The 19,526-nt window shown below is 33.0% G+C and carries 20 protein-coding genes; 14 read left to right on the forward strand and 6 right to left on the reverse strand.

Features of this window, described 5'->3' with window-relative positions; all coding sequences use genetic code 11:
* Positions 1–60: 60 nt before the first annotated feature.
* Entirely contained in the window at positions 61–1,380 is a 1,320-nt protein-coding gene (locus LPC11_RS01885; protein WP_148519196.1) for an ISL3 family transposase, read from the reverse strand.
* Positions 1,381–1,491: 111 nt separating this feature from the next.
* Positions 1,492–2,190, reverse strand: a complete 699-nt coding sequence (locus tag LPC11_RS01890; protein WP_231307324.1) for an MBL fold metallo-hydrolase — start codon at positions 2,188–2,190, stop codon at positions 1,492–1,494.
* A gap of 200 nt (positions 2,191–2,390) precedes the next feature.
* Between LPC11_RS01890 and xylB the strand changes: the two genes are divergently transcribed.
* From xylB to LPC11_RS01915, 5 genes are all read left to right on the forward strand, one after another.
* Positions 2,391–3,869 carry a xylulokinase gene (gene xylB, locus LPC11_RS01895; RefSeq protein ID WP_041613722.1) on the forward strand — a complete coding sequence of 493 codons (1,479 nt, stop codon included), beginning with the start codon at positions 2,391–2,393 and terminating at the stop codon, positions 3,867–3,869.
* A gap of 1,124 nt (positions 3,870–4,993) precedes the next feature.
* Positions 4,994–6,037: a PTS sugar transporter subunit IIC gene (locus tag LPC11_RS01900; protein ID WP_041613721.1), complete on the forward strand. Its 1,044-nt coding sequence runs from the start codon at positions 4,994–4,996 to the stop codon at positions 6,035–6,037.
* 2 nt (positions 6,038–6,039) lie between these two features.
* Positions 6,040–6,720 carry an L-serine ammonia-lyase, iron-sulfur-dependent subunit beta gene (gene sdaAB, locus LPC11_RS01905; RefSeq protein WP_041614057.1) on the forward strand — a complete coding sequence of 227 codons (681 nt, stop codon included), beginning with the start codon at positions 6,040–6,042 and terminating at the stop codon, positions 6,718–6,720.
* A gap of 12 nt (positions 6,721–6,732) precedes the next feature.
* The gene (gene sdaAA, locus LPC11_RS01910) at positions 6,733–7,632 is read left to right on the forward strand and encodes an L-serine ammonia-lyase, iron-sulfur-dependent, subunit alpha (RefSeq protein ID WP_023374115.1); all 900 of its coding nucleotides are present in this window, start codon (positions 6,733–6,735) and stop codon (positions 7,630–7,632) included.
* Between the two features lie 167 nt (positions 7,633–7,799).
* A complete protein-coding gene (locus LPC11_RS01915) occupies positions 7,800–7,976 on the forward strand; it encodes a hypothetical protein (RefSeq protein ID WP_002466971.1) in 177 nt (58 codons plus the stop codon).
* 27 nt (positions 7,977–8,003) lie between these two features.
* On the opposite strand, the gene LPC11_RS01920 is transcribed toward LPC11_RS01915, so the two are convergent.
* Positions 8,004–8,507, reverse strand: coding sequence for a GNAT family N-acetyltransferase (locus LPC11_RS01920; protein WP_023374114.1), 504 nt, complete (start codon positions 8,505–8,507; stop codon positions 8,004–8,006).
* A 225-nt stretch (positions 8,508–8,732) separates the two neighbouring features.
* Between LPC11_RS01920 and srtA the strand changes: the two genes are divergently transcribed.
* Together srtA and LPC11_RS01930 are read left to right on the forward strand one after the other, a co-directional pair.
* A complete protein-coding gene (gene srtA / locus LPC11_RS01925; protein WP_023374113.1) occupies positions 8,733–9,347 on the forward strand; it encodes a class A sortase SrtA in 615 nt (204 codons plus the stop codon).
* Between the two features lie 167 nt (positions 9,348–9,514).
* On the forward strand, positions 9,515–10,318 hold the full coding sequence (locus LPC11_RS01930) for a Cof-type HAD-IIB family hydrolase (RefSeq protein WP_041613717.1): 804 nt from the start codon (positions 9,515–9,517) through the stop codon (positions 10,316–10,318).
* Positions 10,319–10,379: 61 nt separating this feature from the next.
* Here LPC11_RS01930 and LPC11_RS01935 read toward each other — a convergent pair whose 3' ends face one another.
* The gene (locus tag LPC11_RS01935; RefSeq protein ID WP_104681553.1) at positions 10,380–11,372 is read right to left on the reverse strand and encodes a D-lactate dehydrogenase; all 993 of its coding nucleotides are present in this window, start codon (positions 11,370–11,372) and stop codon (positions 10,380–10,382) included.
* A gap of 281 nt (positions 11,373–11,653) precedes the next feature.
* On the opposite strand from LPC11_RS01935, the gene LPC11_RS01940 reads away from it, so the two are divergent.
* From LPC11_RS01940 to LPC11_RS01965, 6 genes are all read left to right on the forward strand, one after another.
* Positions 11,654–12,316 (forward strand): NAD(P)H-dependent oxidoreductase, encoded by a 663-nt coding sequence (locus LPC11_RS01940; RefSeq protein ID WP_231307325.1) that lies wholly within the window; start codon positions 11,654–11,656, stop codon positions 12,314–12,316.
* 188 nt (positions 12,317–12,504) lie between these two features.
* Complete coding sequence (locus LPC11_RS01945; RefSeq protein WP_023374109.1) at positions 12,505–13,998, forward strand: aldehyde dehydrogenase family protein; 1,494 nt, start codon at positions 12,505–12,507, stop codon at positions 13,996–13,998.
* 184 nt (positions 13,999–14,182) lie between these two features.
* Positions 14,183–15,097 (forward strand): phosphate/phosphite/phosphonate ABC transporter substrate-binding protein, encoded by a 915-nt coding sequence (locus tag LPC11_RS01950; protein WP_023374107.1) that lies wholly within the window; start codon positions 14,183–14,185, stop codon positions 15,095–15,097.
* Positions 15,098–15,174: 77 nt separating this feature from the next.
* Positions 15,175–15,702 carry an LPXTG cell wall anchor domain-containing protein gene (locus LPC11_RS01955; RefSeq protein WP_231307326.1) on the forward strand — a complete coding sequence of 176 codons (528 nt, stop codon included), beginning with the start codon at positions 15,175–15,177 and terminating at the stop codon, positions 15,700–15,702.
* Between the two features lie 184 nt (positions 15,703–15,886).
* Positions 15,887–16,759, forward strand: a complete 873-nt coding sequence (locus LPC11_RS01960) for a helix-turn-helix transcriptional regulator (RefSeq protein WP_023374103.1) — start codon at positions 15,887–15,889, stop codon at positions 16,757–16,759.
* Positions 16,760–16,832: 73 nt separating this feature from the next.
* Complete coding sequence (locus LPC11_RS01965; protein ID WP_023374101.1) at positions 16,833–17,222, forward strand: TM2 domain-containing protein; 390 nt, start codon at positions 16,833–16,835, stop codon at positions 17,220–17,222.
* Between the two features lie 41 nt (positions 17,223–17,263).
* Here the strand turns inward: LPC11_RS01965 and LPC11_RS01970 are convergent, their stop codons facing one another.
* Together LPC11_RS01970 and LPC11_RS01975 are read right to left on the reverse strand one after the other, a co-directional pair.
* Complete coding sequence (locus tag LPC11_RS01970; RefSeq protein ID WP_023374099.1) at positions 17,264–18,070, reverse strand: VOC family protein; 807 nt, start codon at positions 18,068–18,070, stop codon at positions 17,264–17,266.
* 140 nt (positions 18,071–18,210) lie between these two features.
* Entirely contained in the window at positions 18,211–18,555 is a 345-nt protein-coding gene (locus tag LPC11_RS01975; protein WP_325049354.1) for a GNAT family N-acetyltransferase, read from the reverse strand.
* A gap of 101 nt (positions 18,556–18,656) precedes the next feature.
* Between LPC11_RS01975 and LPC11_RS01980 the strand changes: the two genes are divergently transcribed.
* Positions 18,657–19,520, forward strand: a complete 864-nt coding sequence (locus LPC11_RS01980) for a PhzF family phenazine biosynthesis protein (RefSeq protein WP_231307327.1) — start codon at positions 18,657–18,659, stop codon at positions 19,518–19,520.
* Positions 19,521–19,526 lie beyond the last annotated feature (6 nt).

Here is a 19,526-nt window from a genome sequence, read left to right on the forward strand (position 1 = left end):
TTTTTCAATATTAACTATTTTCGGTTCTATGTCAACGTCGGTTGGTAATGGAATTAAGTACTAAGCAACTCTATTCAGTTGCTTAGTACTTTTTTTATATTCACTTACAAATATCCTAGAAATAATCAATATTCGATTTCTAAAATTATAAAAATTTCTATAACCATAAGAGACTCGCTTAATAAGCTTAATTTTATTATTTATTCCCTCAATAGGGCCATTTGTTAGATGTGGATATCGAATTGTATTTGTAATATAGGGTAAATATTTTATCAACGTATTAATTACTCGTTTTAAACCTTTGGATAGATCATGTTTTTTCGAAGTATATAAACTATAGGTTAATTGTTTAATGTTATTAGATTTTAAGGCGTCTGAAATTAAATGACCCATTTCATACGTTGCTTTAAGTTGACCATCTAAACTTAATAAATATTGGACAAGGCTATACTGACTCTGCCATGTAGTAAAAAGCCTAAATTGATGATAATGCATTCGGTTCAAATCGTGTGGTGTCTTAAGTAACAGCTTCCAATACCGCTTTAATTTATTATAATTCGGCCTATCCTTTCTTCGAAATTCATTCATAACTTTAATCCGAGTTCGATTGATTTCGCGAGTTATTGCTTGAACAATGTGGAAACGATCAATGATAATTTTTGCTTCTGGAAACAGTGATTCAATAAGCGAAATATATGGAACATACATATCAATAGATATACTCTTAACATTTTTACGTTGTTTTCTAGAGAACCTTAAAAAATATTCTTTGAGTTTAAATTGGCGACGATCTGGTAAGATATCGATGATATCGTGCGTGATACTATCACAATAAATAAAACTCATTGCGCCATCCACATCTTTTGTAGATTTGAATTCATCAAAAGATAAATGTTTCGGCAACTCGCTATTAGGAGTTGTTTTAACAGAAGAACTGACTTCCTTTAAATATCGATGTACAGTGGAAGGTGAAATAAACAAGCTATTAGCTACGTCTTTTTCAGAACTTACTTTGGCTAATTTCTTCATCATCATTAGTTTAACATCTTTGGAAATTCTACAACGTGGCTCAATATAAGGTGTTTGAGCCGTAAATGTTTGACCACATTCCTTACAATAAAAACGTTGCTTTTTTAACTGTAGGTACGCAGGTCGTTCAAGAATTAAACCCATATATACTTTAGTTTCTCGAAATCCGTGTTTAATGATTAAGTGATTATCGTTTTTAATACCACAACATTCACATCCCATAGGGATGTACGTCAAAATCCCTTTGTATAGTAAACATCGAACGTTTTTATGAACATACAAGCCAAGTTTTTGAGTGATTTTTAAGTTTTCTACTTCAATTCCAATGATTTCTGATATATCATTACACATAGGCACAATATCTCTCCTTACTTATTTGTTTAGCCACTTATAATTATAGAGATATTTGTGCTTTTTTGTGTCTAAAAGATAAAACGGCTAGTGAATTTTATTCACCAACCGTTAAAAATATACAACCCTATTTTCTCCATTACGGACACGGTCAATAATATTTTGAATTTGTTGTTGCTTTTCCTCTTCATTTTCAACAAAATAAGCGAACGGGCCTTCTTTAATAGAAACCCAAGGTACGATTACATCAAAGTCTAACGTTTTAATCAATTCAAGGCTTTGAATCGAGCGTTCTCTATCACTTGAACCTAATATAACAGTACGCCATGAGTCGCCTTCAAAACATAAGAAGTCGCCAGTAAATAAGTAACGATGCTCACCGTTATCCCATAGAAACATCGTCGTACCAGGTGTATGTCCTGGTGTAGGAATCACTTCTAAATCATCATATAACATTTGACGATCATTGAAGTAATCTTGGATCGTTATTGAACGCGTGAGCGCCTTAGCATCACCTTGGTGTATGATATACGGCATATCAAGTTGGTTAGGACCGCCTAAAGATTCGTGATCATGATTCATTAAAACTTTAGCAGCACCTCCCAATGTTTGAATGTCTGGTTGAACGTCTTTTAAATGACCAGAGTGATAAATGATTATATTTTCACCTTCACGTTCTAAAATAAATGATTTAATTTCAAAACGAGGGTCAAAAGGTAATTGAGTTGTTGGCGTTGCATAAAGTCCTTGAGCAATTTGATGTAATTGAGAATATGGTTGTGATTGATTATCTTTATATTGATTGGTCATAATCATTCATCCCTTTAATTATTTAATAATTACAAAATTCCCCTTTATATAAAGAATTAATCATAAAAAGGCTAAAATAGACAGTACGAAATGTGTATATTAAGATAATGAAGAGTAATGATATAAAGTGGTAATGAGACAGACACATGTTGATGAATATAATAATGGACAAATGATTATAGATAAAGGAAGTGTGCCATTTGAAAGAAGTCGTATTAGGTATCGATTTAGGAACAAGTTCAATTAAAGTGATAGCTGTGAATCATCAGGGGGACGTCATTGAGTCTGAGAATGCGCCATTATCATTAATCCAAGAGCAAAGTGGATATAGTGAGCAAGATCCCGAAGCTTGGTTCCAAGCAACTAAAAAAGCAATTTTAGCATTAATGTCATCATCTAAAATGAAAGGTTATGTTGTCAAAGGAATGTCATTTTCAGGACAAATGCATGGTTTAGTGATAGTCGATAAAGATGGACATGTCTTGCGTAATGCAATTCTGTGGAATGACACTAGAAATTCTGAACAATGTCGACAAATCATAGATAAATTTGGTCATAGAGTTAATGAAAATCCTGTTTTAGAAGGATTTACTTTACCTAAAATGCTTTGGGTACAACAACATGAGCCTGACATCTGGAAAAATGTAGATTACTTTATGTTACCGAAAGATTATTTACGTTATCGTCTCACAGGTAACATACACATGGAATATAGTGATGCAGCAAGTACTTTATTATTGAGTCCAAAGACGAATCAATGGACTAAAGATATAGGAGATACGTTTGAAATTGGTGATATATATCCGACACTTGTCGATTCACATGCATTTACAGGTAACGTTTTACCTACAATTGCTAAGGAGCTTGGTTTAAATGAAGATGTAGCCACATTTGCAGGTGGCGGTGATAATGCATGTGGAGCCATTGGCGCTGGTGTGATACATGATAAAGAGACCTTATGTAGTATTGGGACATCCGGTGTGATATTAAATGTCGAACATCAAAGCGTAACAGAATATGATGATAATCTACATTTCTTTAATCATGCGATACCACAAACTTACTATGCGATGGGAGTAACTTTAGCTGCTGGATATAGCTTGAATTGGTTAAAACACACCTTTTTCGAAGAAGAAAGTTTTGATCAATTAATACAGTTGGCAGGACAATCCACGATAGGTGCAAACGGTTTATTATTTGCGCCATATTTAGCTGGAGAGCGTACACCTCATGGTGATGCAACGATTAGAGGTAGCTTCATAGGGATAAGTGGTCAACATACTAGGGCAGATTTCGTTAGAGCAGTAATTGAAGGTATCACATATTCATTATATGATTCTATACAATTTATTCGACAAGCTGGCAATGAAATCAATACCGTCATCTCAATAGGAGGCGGCGCGAAAAGTGATTTTTGGTTACAATTACAAGCGGATGTGTTTAATACTTCAGTTAAGAAGCTAAAACATGAAGAAGGGCCTAGCATGGGTGCAGCCATCATTGCGGCATATGGTCTAGGTTGGTATCAAACATTTGAAGAGTGTGTTAACGATTTCATTCAGGTAGAAAATGTATTTAAACCTAATACGGATAATCATCAACAATACGAGTATTACCATAATATTTATAAAGACATGTACAAGCACACTAAAGATATAACGGCTAAACTGATCAAGTAATATGAGGTAGGGAGTGGGACATAAATAATAAAGAACCACTAATCATTTATGATGTAGTGGTTCTTACGCATTAGCCACAGCTAATGTGTGCTTCTAAAGCTTAATTTGAACACATGAGTCAATACGCACGTGTAAGTCATTCTAATTTCTATAAGAAAAAGAATGACTTTACAGTCAACGACTGCCTAAATATGAATGTAACTTGAAATATATATTTATGTCCTAGCCTCTACTATTTTTTTAATTCTTAAGAAAAGAATCGTATAATTATTAGAAAAATCTGAAAATTTATATTGACAAAATTAATTTAAAATCGTTTAATATACATATAAAAACACTGCGTTTTATTTTCAAACTACATTTTTCCACAAAGCTCGCATGAATCAACTAAAATAGACTACTATTACCTTGTTAATAATAACTTCTGTAATCCAATTCAATTAACTCCACCATTTTAACTTAGTACATTTTTATTAATGTCGTTTTTTCATTTAAATACTTACTTTTTCAATTAATCTACTAAATAAACATTCATTTTTCTTAAATTTTAACCTCATCATATTTATTACTATTATAATAACCACTTTTATTAAAATTCCAAAAAAAGGATTATTATGTTAGAGGGGAGCATCCTAATATGATATTTGATATAAAAAGGGGTAGAGGGCCTCCAGTTAATGACAATCTTGAAATAGTTAAGGGATTGTAGTAATTGAATAAACTCAAAAACATCAAACACACTTGATGTAAAAACACACTCAAATTTATAACATTCATATTTATGGGTTTCTTACACAAATTTATAGTAAGAAACCCTAAAAAATTGTGAGCGATTTGTTACAAAATAAGTGTATAAGCGTTAAAATAGATAAGTCGTCATAATAATTGAGAGAATATAGTTTAAAAGAGTAAGTTTACATCGTTAGTTTTTTTCATGTAGAATGCAACACACAAGGGAAATTACTTATAAAATGTATATTTGCTTTTAAAACATGAATAATACACTTAATTCGTGAAACATTTCACAAATTAGTCTTATTTATATCTTTTTAATTATTGAAATCGCTTTCTTAAGGGTGTACGATAACTATGGCCTAAAAATAAAAAAGTGAGGTTTTGGGGAAATGAATATTATCTTAGGAGTGGGTACACTTGTACTAGTACTTGTTATCATGACGCTATTCTTAAAATTTGCACCTTACGGTAAACAAGGATTGCAAGCACTATCGGGTGCTGCTTGTGCAACGTTTTTACCTCAAGCATTTTTAAGTTATGCAATTGGTGGCGTATTCCACATCAAATTTTTACAAGAAATCGGTGATTTAGCAGGTAGTTTAAGTGGTATAGCAGTAGGGATACTTACTTGTTTAAACTTAGGCGTATCTCCAGTTTTTGCAGTTATCGTTGGTTTAGTTCTACATGATTTCAAACTATTACCAGCATTTATTGCAGCGTATATTGTAGCTTTTGGAATTAAATTAATAGAGAAAAAAGTTCCAGAAGGACTAGATTTAATTGTTGTTATTTTATTGGCTCCAGCAATTACATTTGGTTTAGCAAGCGTGATTACACCAGGAGTTATGGCTACACTTAAACAAATTGGTAGTGCGGTTACTTCAGTTGGCGACAATAACCCTTATGCACTAGCAATTATCTTAGGACTAGTAATTCCGGTAACTGGTATGACACCATTAAGTTCAATGGTATTAACAAGCTTATTAGGTTTAACAGGAGTACCAATGGCAATCGGTGCGATGACATGTATGGGAAGTTCATTCGTCAATTATGTCTTATTTAGCAGATTACACATTGGTGGTAAATCTAAAGCATTTGCAGTAGGTATCGAACCATTAACACAAATTGATTTAATTGCGCAATATCCAGTACAACTATATGGAACGAATGCATTAATTGGAATGGTAAACGCTTGTATCGTAACATTTATGGGCGTAGTGATCGGCGTAAAAGGTATGGCTACACCAATTGCCGGCGCGATTGTCTTATTCGGATTTAATGAACCAATGAAAGCAATTATTACAATTGTCATTGTTGCAATCGTAAGTATCATATTGGCATTAATCATGAGTACAATTATCAAGAAATTTAACTTAATGAATTTAAGCTTAAATGTACCGAGCAGAAAGAACCAAGTTAAGGAGAGTGTTTAATGATGGCTAAAAGCTATGATTATCAAAGTGCATTCGATATTATTGGTCCAGTTATGATGGGACCGTCAAGTTCTCATACAGCCGGAGCAGTAAAAATCGGTAACTCAGCAAGAGCTGTTTTAGGTGATGTGCCTAAAAATTTAGAAATTCGTTATTATGAATCTTTCGCTAAAACACATCAAGGACACGGAACAGACGTAGCTGTAGTTGGCGGTGCAATGGGCTACAGTACATTTGATAACAGAATTAAATCAGCATTAGACATCGCTAAAGACGAAGGCATCTCTGTTGAAATTATTGAAGATGAAGGCGAAAGTATTGGACAACATCCAAACTGTGCTTACATTAAAGCTGATGATGCAAATGGAAGACATATTGAAGTCATTGGTATTTCAATTGGTGGCGGAACAATCAAACTTAAAGGTATCCATGTAAATGGACTTGAAGTAGAAATGAATCATGGTTTACCTATTTTAGAAGTTGATGGTCCTGCTGATAAAGCACAAATCAACCATTTAATTAATGACTTAAACGATATGGAAATTGAATACAAAGATGAATTAACACAAGTTAATGATGATAAAAGTTTAGTGGTTCTGCCATTGAATAAATCAATCAAAGAATCAACATTAGACACAATTAGAGAAAAATACAGTGATTTTAACGTTTCCTATATTAATTAAGGGGGATTCAAGATGTTTGATTCAATTAGAGAAACAATAGATTATGCAGTAGAAAAAGATATGGCATTTGCAGATATCATGATCCAAGAAGAAATGGAACTTAAAGGTCTTACGCGTGATGAAGTGCGTGCCAACATGAAACAAAACTTAGATGTTATGAGAGACGCTGTTGTTAAAGGTACTACGGGCGAAGGTGTAGAAAGTGTAACTGGCTACACAGGACATGACGCAGCAAAACTTCGTGACTATAATGAAAATAATCATGCACTATCGGGACATGAAATGATAGAAGCGGTTAAAGGTGCAGTTGCTACAAATGAAGTTAACGCAGCAATGGGTATTATTTGTGCCACACCTACAGCCGGTTCCTCGGGTACTATCCCAGGTGTATTATTTAAATTAGAAAAAACACACGATATTACAGAAGATCAAATGATTGATTTCTTATTCACAGCCGCATTATTCGGAAGAGTTGTAGCTAATAATGCAAGTGTGGCAGGTGCAACAGGTGGTTGCCAAGCAGAAGTTGGTTCAGCATCAGCAATGGCAGCAGCTGCAGCAGTATCAATTTTCGGTGGTTCACCGGAAGCTTCAGGCCATGCTATGGCATTAGCAATTAGTAACTTACTAGGTCTAGTATGTGACCCAGTTGCAGGTTTAGTTGAAATTCCATGTGTAATGCGTAATGCAATTGGTTCAGGCAATGCATTGATTTCAGCGGACCTTGCATTAGCAGGTGTAGAAAGTAGAATTCCAGTTGATGAAGTCATCAGTGCTATGGATAAAATTGGTAGAAACTTACCAGCATCATTACGTGAAACTGGTTTAGGTGGTCTAGCAGGTACGCCAACTGGTGAAGAAATTAAACGTAAAATCTTTGGTGAAGCTGAAGATATGGTGAATAATAAATAATATTTTGTATTATTAAAAGCACTTAAGAGTATAAAAGCTCTTGAGTGCTTTTTCATATAAAAGTGTTAATGAGCGGAAAAGTTATAAATTTATTTTTCTAAAAATTAAAAAAATTCATTGCAAAAGTTTAGCCCTATCACTAAAATAATTTAAAAGGGGCTGATGCAATGCTACGATTAACATTAATTTTTATAGCATTCATCATTAACACAACGATAACGTATTTGTGGACGACAGAGGGAACTTGGGTGAATTTATTATTCAAATCATTATCGCTGAGTATGATTATTGTGTTCATGTTTTACTATATTCGTTTTGTTATTGAAAACAGAGGTAATCAATGAGATTAAGTCATGGAAGTCTATTCCTACTTAATCTCTTTTTACGTTGTACAAATCAAGTTGATAAAAAGCAAGATCGAGCCATTGATCAAATTTATAACCTACATGTTGTATTGTACCCGAGTGAATGAAGCCAAACTTTTCGTGCAATTTAATACTACCTTTATTAGAGGCATCGATACCTGCTACTAGTGTGCGGTAATCATTGTCTTTAGCTTCATCAATCAGTTTTGATAATAATTGTGATGCAATACCATGGTTTCTATATCCTGGATGAACATATATTGAGTGTTCGATGGTATATAAATAAGCTGGCCAATTTCTAAAAGGGCCATATGTTGCGAATCCTTGCACGATACCCTCTTTTTCAAATACAAAAATAGGATCACCGTTTTGTTGTTTATGTTTAAACCATGTCTGTCTTTCTTCTATTGTTGTTGGCTGATACGTGTATACTGCAGTTGTATTGATAATAGCGTCATTATAGATATCTAGTATTGAAGCTAAATCTGATTGTTGTGCTTGTCTAATCATGTTCTTCACCTCAATAACTATTAGATACTAATTTAAAACTAAAAACAAGACATACGTAATGACATTTTCATAAGAATATTTAACGGATTTTACATCATTCAATGAATTCAATACTTTATTCAAAGATTATGTAATATGAATATTTAATGATATACTGATATCAAAATATAGAAATAGCTAAATCTGGAATTAATTTCATTGTATTTAACTAAAGGAGTAACATATATGAAGAAATGGACCAATCGATTACTGACTATAGTTGGTGTTGTATTAATATTAGTAGCAATTTACTTATTTGCTAAACCCCATATCGATAATTATTTACATGAGAAAGATAATAACGATAAAATCGAAAATTATGATAAAAAAGAAAGTAAGGATAGCAGTCAATCTAAGGATAAAGCACCCGAAATCCCTAAAGATAAATCAAAGATGGCAGGTTATATTAAAGTACCAGATGCAGAAATTGAGGAACCTGTTTACCCTGGGCCTGCAACACCAGAACAATTAAATCGTGGTGTGAGCTTTGCTGAAGGTAACGAATCATTAACAGATCAAAATATTTCTATAGCAGGACATACATTTACCGATCGCCCACATTATCAGTTTACAAATTTAAAAGCAGCTAAAAAAGGTAGCAAAGTGTATTTTAAAGTAGGAAATGAGACTCGAAAATATAAAATGACAAGTATCCGTGATGTGGATCCATCAGATGTTAAAGTTCTAGACGAACATAAAGGTGAGAAAAATCAATTAACTTTAATTACTTGTGATAATTATAATAAAGATACAGGCGTTTGGGAAAAACGTAAAATATTTGTAGCTAAACAAATTAATTAATTTAATAGTATAGACTGGGACATCAATAATGGTGTCTCAGTTTTTTATTTTTTTGTCTTGAAATAAATTTCAAAGTCTGAATATAGTTTCAGGATGTGGCGTGAATCTTCATCACTATTGAATTGTTGTCTATAATGAACGTAAAGATTGGATGAGGGGGATTACACGTGATTAAGGCAATTGCAGTTGACATGGATGGGACATTTTTAGACTCAAATAAACAATATGATCATGAAAGATTCGAACGTGTATTTAAAGCGTTGAAGGAACAAGACATTGAATTTATAGCTGCAAGTGGAAACCAATATGCTAAATTGAAGTCGATATTTGGTGAAAGGGATATGTTCTTTATCTCAGAAAATGGTGCTGTTATTTATAAAGGTGATACATTATATCAATATCGCAGTTTTAATCATCAAGATTATCAAGACGTGATTGATTATCTACATAAAGATAGACAGATTGATCAAATGGTGATCTGTGGATTAGAAAGTGCTTATATTTTGGAAGATACACCAGAAGTATTTAAAGAAGATACACGATTCTACTATCATCAATTAAATGAAATTACGCAATTAGAAGATTTACCTGAAGATGAATTTGTAAAAATCGCGTTAAATATTAATAGGGAGACACATCCACATTTAGACGAAGAACTAAAAGCACGTTTTCCAAATACAATTAAGTTAGTATCGAGTGGACATGATAGTATCGATATCATTATGCCCAACATGACAAAGGGACAAGCATTGGCCAGATTATTAGATGTATGGGAAATGCAACCTTCAGAATTGATGGCATTTGGCGATGCGAATAATGACAAGGATATGTTAGAGTTAGCTCAATATAGTTATGTGATGAAAAATAGTCAGGATAAAACGTTATTTGATATAGCTTATGACGTCGCGCCAAGTAATGATGAACAAGGGGTATTAACTACAATTGAAAATGTAGTACTTAATATTAAATGATAAAAGACGCGTTGTGGTGAACATCATATTGAATCACTACAACGCGTTTTGATATGTGATATTAGTTTAAACGTGTGTCACAAGTGCCTGTGTTAATCACAGATAATGATGCGTTTAAACCGCCTTCAACAAGATTTTGTACAGCTTCATCAGAGAAGAAAGCAATATGAGGCGTAACTAAAATATTTTCATTGTCGATGAGTTCTAATAATGTATCATCTTCAATCTTTTTATTTGTCCAATCAAATGTGAAATAAGGTGCCTCGAATTCATAAGTATCAATAGCCGCACCATATAATGGACCGTTATTAACAGCATCAATCAAATCAGGTGTGTTGATAACGGCACCACGAGCGGCATTTACTAGTACTGCACCTTCTTTAACTTTAGAAAACATTGCTTTATCGAACAAGTGATAACTCTCTTTATTAGCTGGTACATGTAATGAAATAATATCAGCACCATTAATGGCTTCTTCTACAGATGATTGATATTCAATGAAATCTAATGATTCATTTGGATATGCATCATAACCCACAACTTTAGCTCCAAAGCCAGCATAAATTTTAGCTGTTGCCGCACCGATTCTACCAGTACCAATAATGGCTACAGTCATATTTTTAACTGGACGTGACATAATAGGCGCAGCCCAAGTGAAATTATGATCTTGTACGCGTTTTTCAATTGCAGGGAATTTACGTACTAATTGTAATGCGATAGATACAGCATATTCCGCAATAGTTTCTGGTGAATAGCTAGGCACGTTTGAAATAATGATATCGTGTTTTTTAGCCAATTCTAAATCATACATATCAAAGCCAGCAGTTCGTTGTGCAATTTGTTTAATACCATATTCTTCTAGTTTAGGATAAACTTCCTCTTCAAGTTTACCGAATTGCATTGTAGTAACACCGTCATAATCTTTAAGTTGATCAACGGTTTCTTTACTTAATAACTCAGGTGACGTAGTAACTTCAATATTATTCTTTTTAGCCCAGTTTAACGCCATATCCTTTTCATATTCTCTCGTACCGAAAAACATAATTCTTGTCATCATTTTTACCCCATTTCTAAAATATAAGAAAACTAAAACAAATTAATAATATAAAATATATAAGTAAGACTGAAACTTACAATCACATTATATTGTGAAACTTTTCACAATTCAAGAGAAATATTAATTTTTCTTTTAAATAAGATAAATTATGGATTAAGATGTTACATTTTCTTAATTAACCAATTATTAAGACACATGGATCCAGTTCAAATATTTTTTCGGAAAGATTAAGTAAGCTATAATTTATAGTATGAAGAAATGAATAGGAGGCAATACAAATGAGCGATATGAATCAAACAATCATTGATGCGTTTCATTTTAGACATGCAACAAAACAATTTGATGCTTCTAAAACGATTTCCAGCGAAGATTTTGAAACAATATTAGAAGCAGGTAGATTATCTCCAAGTTCATTAGGTTTAGAACCTTGGAAATTTGTAGTAGTTCAAAGTAAAACACTCCGAGATAAATTAAAACCTTATAGTTGGGGTGCTCAAAAACAATTAGATTCCGCAAGCCATTTTGTACTTATTTTTGCACGTAAAAATGTGACTTCTCAATCACCATATGTACAAAATTTAGTGAAAAATGTTAAAGGATATGAAGAGAGTACAATCCCTGCAGTTTATAAAAAGTATGATGACTTCCAAACAGAATTCCATATCAATGATAACGAACGTACCTTATATGACTGGGCTTGTAAACAAACATATATTGCCTTGGGTAATATGATGACAAGTGCAGCTTTATTAGGTATAGATTCATGTCCAATTGAAGGGTTTGATTTAGATACAGTGACTCAAATCTTATCAGATGAAGGTATTTTAGATACTGAAAACTTCGGCGTTTCAGTTATGGCAGCATTTGGTTATCGTGCAGGAGAACCACCTCACGGTAAAGTTCGTCAAACACAAGATGATGTAGTTAAATGGATTAATTAAAAAATAGACATGGCTTCTTAAACTATGATTTTTATAGTGTAAGAAGTCTTTTTTGATTCAAATTTTTGAAACAATGAGCATCTTGTTTTATTTTCATAATTGAAGTCGTTACAATGTTACTAAGAAAAAGTAAACGTTTACATTTCCGAAAGTATTTCAAAATAAAATTTAAAAAAGGAAGGGATACTATGGCAAATATTAACGTAAGAGATTATATCGATGAGCGTTACGGATTATTTATTAATAATGAATTCCAACAAAGTGAAACTGGAGAAACGCTGACAGTGACTAACCCAGCGAATGGTGACGAATTAGCGGAAGTTGCAAAAGCAAGTCAAAAAGACGTGGATAAAGCAGTTGAAGCGGCTACAAACGCATTTGATAGTTGGAGTAAAATTTCCAAAGAAGAACGCGCAGACTATTTACTAGAAATTAGCCGTAAAATTCATGAGAACGCAGAACGATTCGCGACAATTGAATCATTACAAAATGGTAAACCATATAGAGAAACATCTACAATTGATGTACCAATGGCAGCAAATCAATTTAAATATTTTGCAAGTGTGTTAACAACTGATGAAGGTTCAGTAAATGAGATTGATCACAATACGATGAGTTTAGTTGTACATGAACCTGTAGGTGTTGTTGGTGCTGTTGTGGCATGGAACTTCCCAATTTTATTAGCTTCATGGAAGTTAGGTCCCGCACTTGCAGCAGGTAATACTGTTGTGATTCAACCATCATCATCAACACCATTAACACTAATTGAATTAGCTAAAATCTTCCAAGAAGTATTGCCAAAAGGTGTTGTCAATGTTTTAACTGGTAAAGGTTCTGAATCAGGAGACGCGATTTTCAATCATGAAGGTGTTGATAAATTGTCATTCACTGGTTCTACAGATGTAGGTTATGGCGTAGCTAAAGCAGGTGCAGAACGTATTGTTCCTACAACATTAGAACTTGGTGGTAAGAGTGCCAATATTATCTTTGACGATGCAAATATTGAACAAGTGATTGAAGGTGTGCAATTAGGTATTTTATTCAACCAAGGTGAGGTATGTAGTGCCGGTTCTAGATTGCTCGTTCAATCATCAGTGTATGACAAATTACTACCAAAATTAAAAGAAGCATTTGAAAACATCAAAGTTGGCGATCCGTTTGCTGATGATATTAAGATGGGAAGTCAAACTGGTGGAGAACAAATGGAAAAAATTCAAAGCTATGTGAAATTAGCTGAAGATGACCCAAATGCAACGATTCTTACAGGTGGCCACAGACTTACTGATAATGGTCGAGATAAAGGTTTCTTCTTCGAGCCAACGATTATTGAATTAAATGACAATAGCCATCAGCTAGCACAAGAAGAAATTTTTGGACCAGTCGTTGTTGTTGAGAAATTTGAAGACGAACAAGAGGCTATTCAAATTGCCAATGATTCTGAATATGGATTAGCAGGCGGTATCTTTACAACGAATCTAAACCGTGCATTAAATGTTGCTAAAGCGATTCGAACAGGACGTATCTGGATTAATACGTACAACCAAATTCCAGCAGGCGCGCCATTTGGTGGATATAAAAAATCTGGTATTGGTCGTGAAGTATACAAAGATGCCATTAAAAACTATCAACAAGTTAAAAATATCTATATCGATACTTCAAATGAAACAAAAGGTCTTTATTAATAGGACGCAGTATCAATCATGCGATAACCCTTTCATCAAAGTAGATGAAAGGGTTATTTATATTTTATAAATGATAATAATAATTAATATTAATTTTTTGAGAAAGGCACATATTTAATTAATAATAATGTATAATACAATTAATATATTTATATATTAATATGGATTATGGAGTAAAGTGAAAATGAAAAAAATGATTATATTAGTATTAATGTCTATGTCGTTAATGCTAATACTGATTGGTTGTAGTCATTCTAAACAACAAACGCAAAAGAAAGATTATAAACCCAAAGTGTTAAACGTAGAATTTGTTCCATCTCAACATAGCGAGACACTCAATGCAAAAGTGAAACCATTACAAAAATTACTCTCTAAAGAATTAGGCATTCCAGTAAAAGTACATATTTCAACGAACTATAATACCATGGTTGAAGCATTAAAATCGAAAAAAGTTGATGTCGCCTTTATATCACCTGTGTCTTATACTATTGCACATGATCAAGGCGCTGCGAATGTACTATTAAAATCAAAGGGATATTTGGTAGACAAAAAAGGTAATAAAACGAAAAAGCTTGTTGATTACTATCGCTCACAAATTGTAGTGAAGAAAGATAGTGATATTAAAGATTTAAAAGATTTAAAACATAAAAAGGTAGGTCTACAGGATGTTGAATCAACATCGGGCTATATTTATCCTTTGGCAAGCTTAAAAGATAAAGGCATCTCAATTAATGACATTCATACGAAACAAATTAAAGGTTACGATCAAGCTTTAATTGCTTTATTAAATAATGATGTGGATGCGGTTGCTACATACCAAGATGCGCGTGCAGACTTGAAAAAAGATTATCCTCATATATATCAAGATACTAAAGTCATTTATCATAGTGATAAAATTCCTAATGATACTATTTCTACTAGAAGTGACATGAGCCCATCTTGGAAAGACAAAATTAGTAATGCATTTATGCATATGAGTGAAACCAATAAAGGTAAAAAAGTAATAAGTGAAATTTATGGACATAAAGGCTATGAAAAAGCACATGATAAAGACTTTGATAAAGTGAGAGAATATAGACAGAAAATAGATAGTAATTAAATTTTAGCAAAAGGACATTACATGACCACTGCATTGATTAAACTGTAAGCGTATTAAACAAATGGAGGTCATGGATGATGAAAAAAGGATTAATTGCAACAACACTAGCAGGAACAGTTTTAGCGACAGGTGTGTTAACTGGACAAGCACATGCTGCAGAACAAAAACAACCGATTTATGTATTTACGGAAAAGCAATTTAATGAACATAGAACAGGTGAAACTGAAGGATTTGGTGGGGGACCAGGTTCGGATGTAGGCGTAGTAATGGGTAATGAAACGTATCAACAGTATTTACAACGTGTTAAAGCAGGTCAATATAATGCCGAACATTCTGGATTACCCATTAAATATGTGTATCCTAAAGACGCTGAACAAAACAACATACAACAACCTGATCAAAATAATACAAACATGAATCATCAATTATCGACACCACAAACTGTGGCTAATGCTCAGCAACAGCCGGAGCAATCAAGCCAAGCAACAGCATTACCAGAAACTGGACAACAAACTTCAAATAGCGGTGTTATTTTAAGTAGCATTTTGGGCATCATCGGTAGTGCCGTGTTATTGATTAGCCGCAAATTTAAGCAACAAGCATAAGTATTATTGCTTCAATCATTGTAATTTTTGAAATGATATAGAGGAATGGTCGCAATACTTTGTTCTTAAAGAATCAAGTATCACGACTTTCCTCTCATTTTTATATCATTTTTTTTGAAATAAAGAACAAACAGACAATATGTGTCCATGGCATTTCTTATAATTTTACTAGGAGTTGATTGTTTTGGATAAAGCGACCCGAGTACTCAATTTATTTACTCGATTAATAAATGAAAATGTTGTGCTTACCTCAGATTTAACAGACTTAACAGATGTGAGTTCAAAATCCATTCAAAGAGATATAAATACGATCAATTTATTTTTTTATGAAAGTGATTTTTGGAGATTTCAACAAACAAAAGTGATTTATAATCGACGTCTTAATGGATATCAGTTAATTAATGACGCATATAATCAAAAAAGCTTACGACTCATAAGTTTATTGATTAAGATTAAAAGTTTAACACCAACACTACACAAGGAAATTTTTAACTTATTCGAGAGGGAAATTAATAGCCAAAATGTAGAAAATCAGAAAGTGTTGAAGTCAGTGTTAAATCATTTTAATTTAAGGGAAGAATCATTGCCAGGATATCAATTAATGACTTTACAAAGGGCGATTACACAACAACGCAATGTTAGATTTCAAATCGAGGGTCAAAACGACAAAATTGTAATCAAACCATTATCTCTAATGTACATGCATTATGACTATTGGTTAACGTACGAATATAAGAAGGAAGTATCAACAATTTCTGTACGTTCGATAAGCGATATCAATGTATTAGAATCACATTTTAATCATGTCCATACGAAGACACCTATCACATTTGAAATTAATAAACAAATTTGGGAACAATTTAAGCAACAATTTTCAATTCAAAACATGATTGAAGAACGTGAAGATACATTAATCGTAGAAGTGAATTGTACCGATTTAGATGCATTTTACATATCCTATCAATTAGCTCCGCTAGCAAGAATGTTAGGACCACAACAATTAATCGATCAATTTGTGAATCGTTTAGAAGTAATTAAAAAGCAATATACTAATTAATGGGAGATTACATTTATGAATTTAGAAGAAAAAAAATTATATCGAGAATCAAGTGACCAATCGGTCTAAGCAAATGAGTGTAGCGTATATTTTATGGTTTTTCTTAGGTGGATTAGGGGGACATCGTTTTTATCTAGGTAAGACCGGATCAGCAGTAGGGTTATTAATTTTAACATTAATAACAGCAGTGTTTACATTCGGTATTCCTACAATTATCTGGCTCATTATCGATGCTTGTCTTATTCCGGGGATGATTGAGGAAAATAAGGAAAAGGTTAGACGACATGCGACAGAAGAAGTATCAATGATGAATCACAATTCAAATCACAACTATAATCCATACCAAGACCAATATGCTCAACAAGGTCAATTTAATCAAGCGCAACAGCAAAACGGACAACAGCACTTTAATCAAGGGGCAAATGAAGAAGTAACAGAACAACAATTTAATCAAAATCAATAAAGCGTAACAAAAAAGGTAGGACACTTTGTCCTACCTTTTTATTATGATTGAGGTACTTTAGTTTGATCTGAGTGCAAGTGTACAGTTAAGCCCTCTGGTGAAGTTAATGTCTCTTCAGTTTGATTTGGTTTATAAATATCAAAGCCAGTTAAGCCGTAACTATTTTCATTATCTTCGCGTTTTTTACTTGATTGCCAAGTGTTAGTTGCTAAGTGATGATGATATTGATTTGTAGACATAAACAAGGCTTGAGGTAATTTAGATACATGTTGGAAACCAATTTGGTTAATATAGAAATCTTTAGCTTCTTCAATATTATGTGTTTTCAAATGAAGATGTCCTATTTTAGCATTATCAGGTGCACCGTCCCAACCCTCTTCGGTTCTTTCTAATAATAATTTAGGACCGTCAACTTCTAGTGTATCCATTTTAACGAAGCCATCATTCCAAGTCCAACCGTCACTTGGGCGGTCGCTATATACTTCAATACCATTACCTTCAGGGTCATTGAAATAAAAGGCTTGGCTTACAAGATGATCACCTGCACCGATACGCATACCTTTATTTGCTACGAAATATAAGAAATTTGCTAAATCTGTATCTGTTGGTAACAAATAAGCAATATGGAATAAACCAGCTTCTGAAGCAGCAGGTTGTCTGCCATCTTTAAGTACATTCATCGTAAGTGTATGGCCACTGTTGCCAATACCTAGAACAGCTTTATCTTCTGTTTGTGATAAAACTGTAAATCCAAGAATATTTGTATAGTAAGTGATCATTGTATCTAAGTCTTTAACGTTTAAATTGATATTTGTAATTTGTGTTGCAGTATTGTCATGAAATGCCATTTTAAATCCTCGCTTTTCTCTTTTGTAATATATTTATTATAACAAGTATAAAAAGTATATTCAAGTAAAACTTTTAAAAAATGATGTGGAATAATGTTAATGATGTCATTATCCCACATCTAATTGAGTGTTCTCCAGAATTAGCCTAAATATACATCTTGTACTTGCTCATCTTTTTCAAGAACTGCTTTAGCAAATGGGCAAGATGCAATGATTTTTAAATTGTTTTCTCGTGCATAATCTACAACTTTATATACTAATTTTTTACCTAAGCCTTGACCACCAAGTTCATCGGCAACACCAGTATGATCAATATCAATTTCGTTATTATCTACAGATTTGAAAGTAATAACTGCTTGTGCATTGTTTTCATCTTCACCTACATAAAATCGTTGATTGCCTTGTTTAATTTCTTCAGCCATGAGGCATCGCTCCTTTTTGATTATATAGTATATATTTATCACTAAATGGTAAAAGATAAACATATTACAATACGTTAAGGAACATAAAGCACGATTGTTGATCGTTTACATCATTAAATAAAATTGCTAATCTGAATTTAATTCAAAGACTAAGGGGAGATGTTATGACACAATTAAAATATATGCAAGTGGATGTATTTGCGAATGAATATTATAAAGGGAATCCTGTAGCGGTTGTATTTGGAGCGGATCATTTAACGGATCAACAAATGAAAGATATTGCGCGATGGACGAATTTATCTGAAACGACATTTGTGTGTCAGCCAGAAAATGAATTGGCAGATTATCGTTTGCGTATTTTCACGCCTAATAACGAACTACCATTTGCAGGACATCCCACAGTAGGGGCGTCATTTGCGGTATTGCAAAATGGTACGACACCTAAAAATGAGCATTATTTAATCCAAGAGAGTGGCGTTGGTTTAGTGAAAATAGATATAGATCAAGATAAAACATTCTTTAGTCTTCCTGAACCAAAAGTTTCCCAAATAGAAGTAAAACAATTAGAAGGTATTATTAAAAGTTTAGACCTTACAAATCAAGATATTGAAAGAGCTGAAAAAGTAAATATCGGTGCTGAATGGTTAACAGTACAGTTGAAAGATGCACAAAGTGTAAAGGATTTACAGCCTAATTTTGAATTAATGAGTGAGTGTATTTATCCAGGTACGACAGGTGTTACAGTGTTTGGTTCGTATGACTCTGAAAATGAGGCTCAATTTGAAGTTCGTTCTTTTGCACTTAATGAAGGGGTGAATGAAGATCCAGTATGTGGCAGTGGGAATGGTTGTGTCGCAGTGATGGTTGAACGATATGGTTTAGTAAAAGATAATGAATATATCAATACTCAAGGTTGTTGCATCGATAGAAATGGAAAAATTAATGTAAAACAAGAACAACCTTTAAAAATTGGGGGACACTCGAATACAATTATAGAAGGTTATATCACTGTAAAAGAAGATAAATAATAAAAA

This window comes from Staphylococcus sp. HL28, assembly GCF_021117155.1.
Taxonomy (GTDB): Bacteria; Bacillota; Bacilli; order Staphylococcales; family Staphylococcaceae; genus Staphylococcus; species Staphylococcus warneri.

Bases quoted from the DNA above. Each gene is read 5' to 3' on its own strand.
- LPC11_RS01885 (WP_148519196.1), bottom strand. From the start codon at position 1,380: ATGTGTAATGATATATCAGAAATCATTGGAATTGAAGTAGAAAACTTA.
- LPC11_RS01890 (WP_231307324.1), bottom strand. From the start codon at position 2,190: ATGACCAATCAATATAAAGATAATCAATCACAACCATATTCTCAATTA.
- LPC11_RS01900 (WP_041613721.1), top strand. From the start codon at position 4,994: ATGAATATTATCTTAGGAGTGGGTACACTTGTACTAGTACTTGTTATC.
- sdaAB (WP_041614057.1), top strand. From the start codon at position 6,040: ATGGCTAAAAGCTATGATTATCAAAGTGCATTCGATATTATTGGTCCA.
- sdaAA (WP_023374115.1), top strand. From the start codon at position 6,733: ATGTTTGATTCAATTAGAGAAACAATAGATTATGCAGTAGAAAAAGAT.
- LPC11_RS01915 (WP_002466971.1), top strand. From the start codon at position 7,800: ATGCTACGATTAACATTAATTTTTATAGCATTCATCATTAACACAACG.
- LPC11_RS01920 (WP_023374114.1), bottom strand. From the start codon at position 8,507: ATGATTAGACAAGCACAACAATCAGATTTAGCTTCAATACTAGATATC.
- srtA (WP_023374113.1), top strand. From the start codon at position 8,733: ATGAAGAAATGGACCAATCGATTACTGACTATAGTTGGTGTTGTATTA.
- LPC11_RS01935 (WP_104681553.1), bottom strand. From the start codon at position 11,372: ATGACAAGAATTATGTTTTTCGGTACGAGAGAATATGAAAAGGATATG.
- LPC11_RS01940 (WP_231307325.1), top strand. From the start codon at position 11,654: ATGAGCGATATGAATCAAACAATCATTGATGCGTTTCATTTTAGACAT.
- LPC11_RS01945 (WP_023374109.1), top strand. From the start codon at position 12,505: ATGGCAAATATTAACGTAAGAGATTATATCGATGAGCGTTACGGATTA.
- LPC11_RS01950 (WP_023374107.1), top strand. From the start codon at position 14,183: ATGAAAAAAATGATTATATTAGTATTAATGTCTATGTCGTTAATGCTA.
- LPC11_RS01955 (WP_231307326.1), top strand. From the start codon at position 15,175: ATGAAAAAAGGATTAATTGCAACAACACTAGCAGGAACAGTTTTAGCG.
- LPC11_RS01965 (WP_023374101.1), top strand. From the start codon at position 16,833: ATGAGTGTAGCGTATATTTTATGGTTTTTCTTAGGTGGATTAGGGGGA.
- LPC11_RS01970 (WP_023374099.1), bottom strand. From the start codon at position 18,070: ATGGCATTTCATGACAATACTGCAACACAAATTACAAATATCAATTTA.
- LPC11_RS01975 (WP_325049354.1), bottom strand. From the start codon at position 18,555: ATGTTTATCTTTTACCATTTAGTGATAAATATATACTATATAATCAAA.
- LPC11_RS01980 (WP_231307327.1), top strand. From the start codon at position 18,657: ATGACACAATTAAAATATATGCAAGTGGATGTATTTGCGAATGAATAT.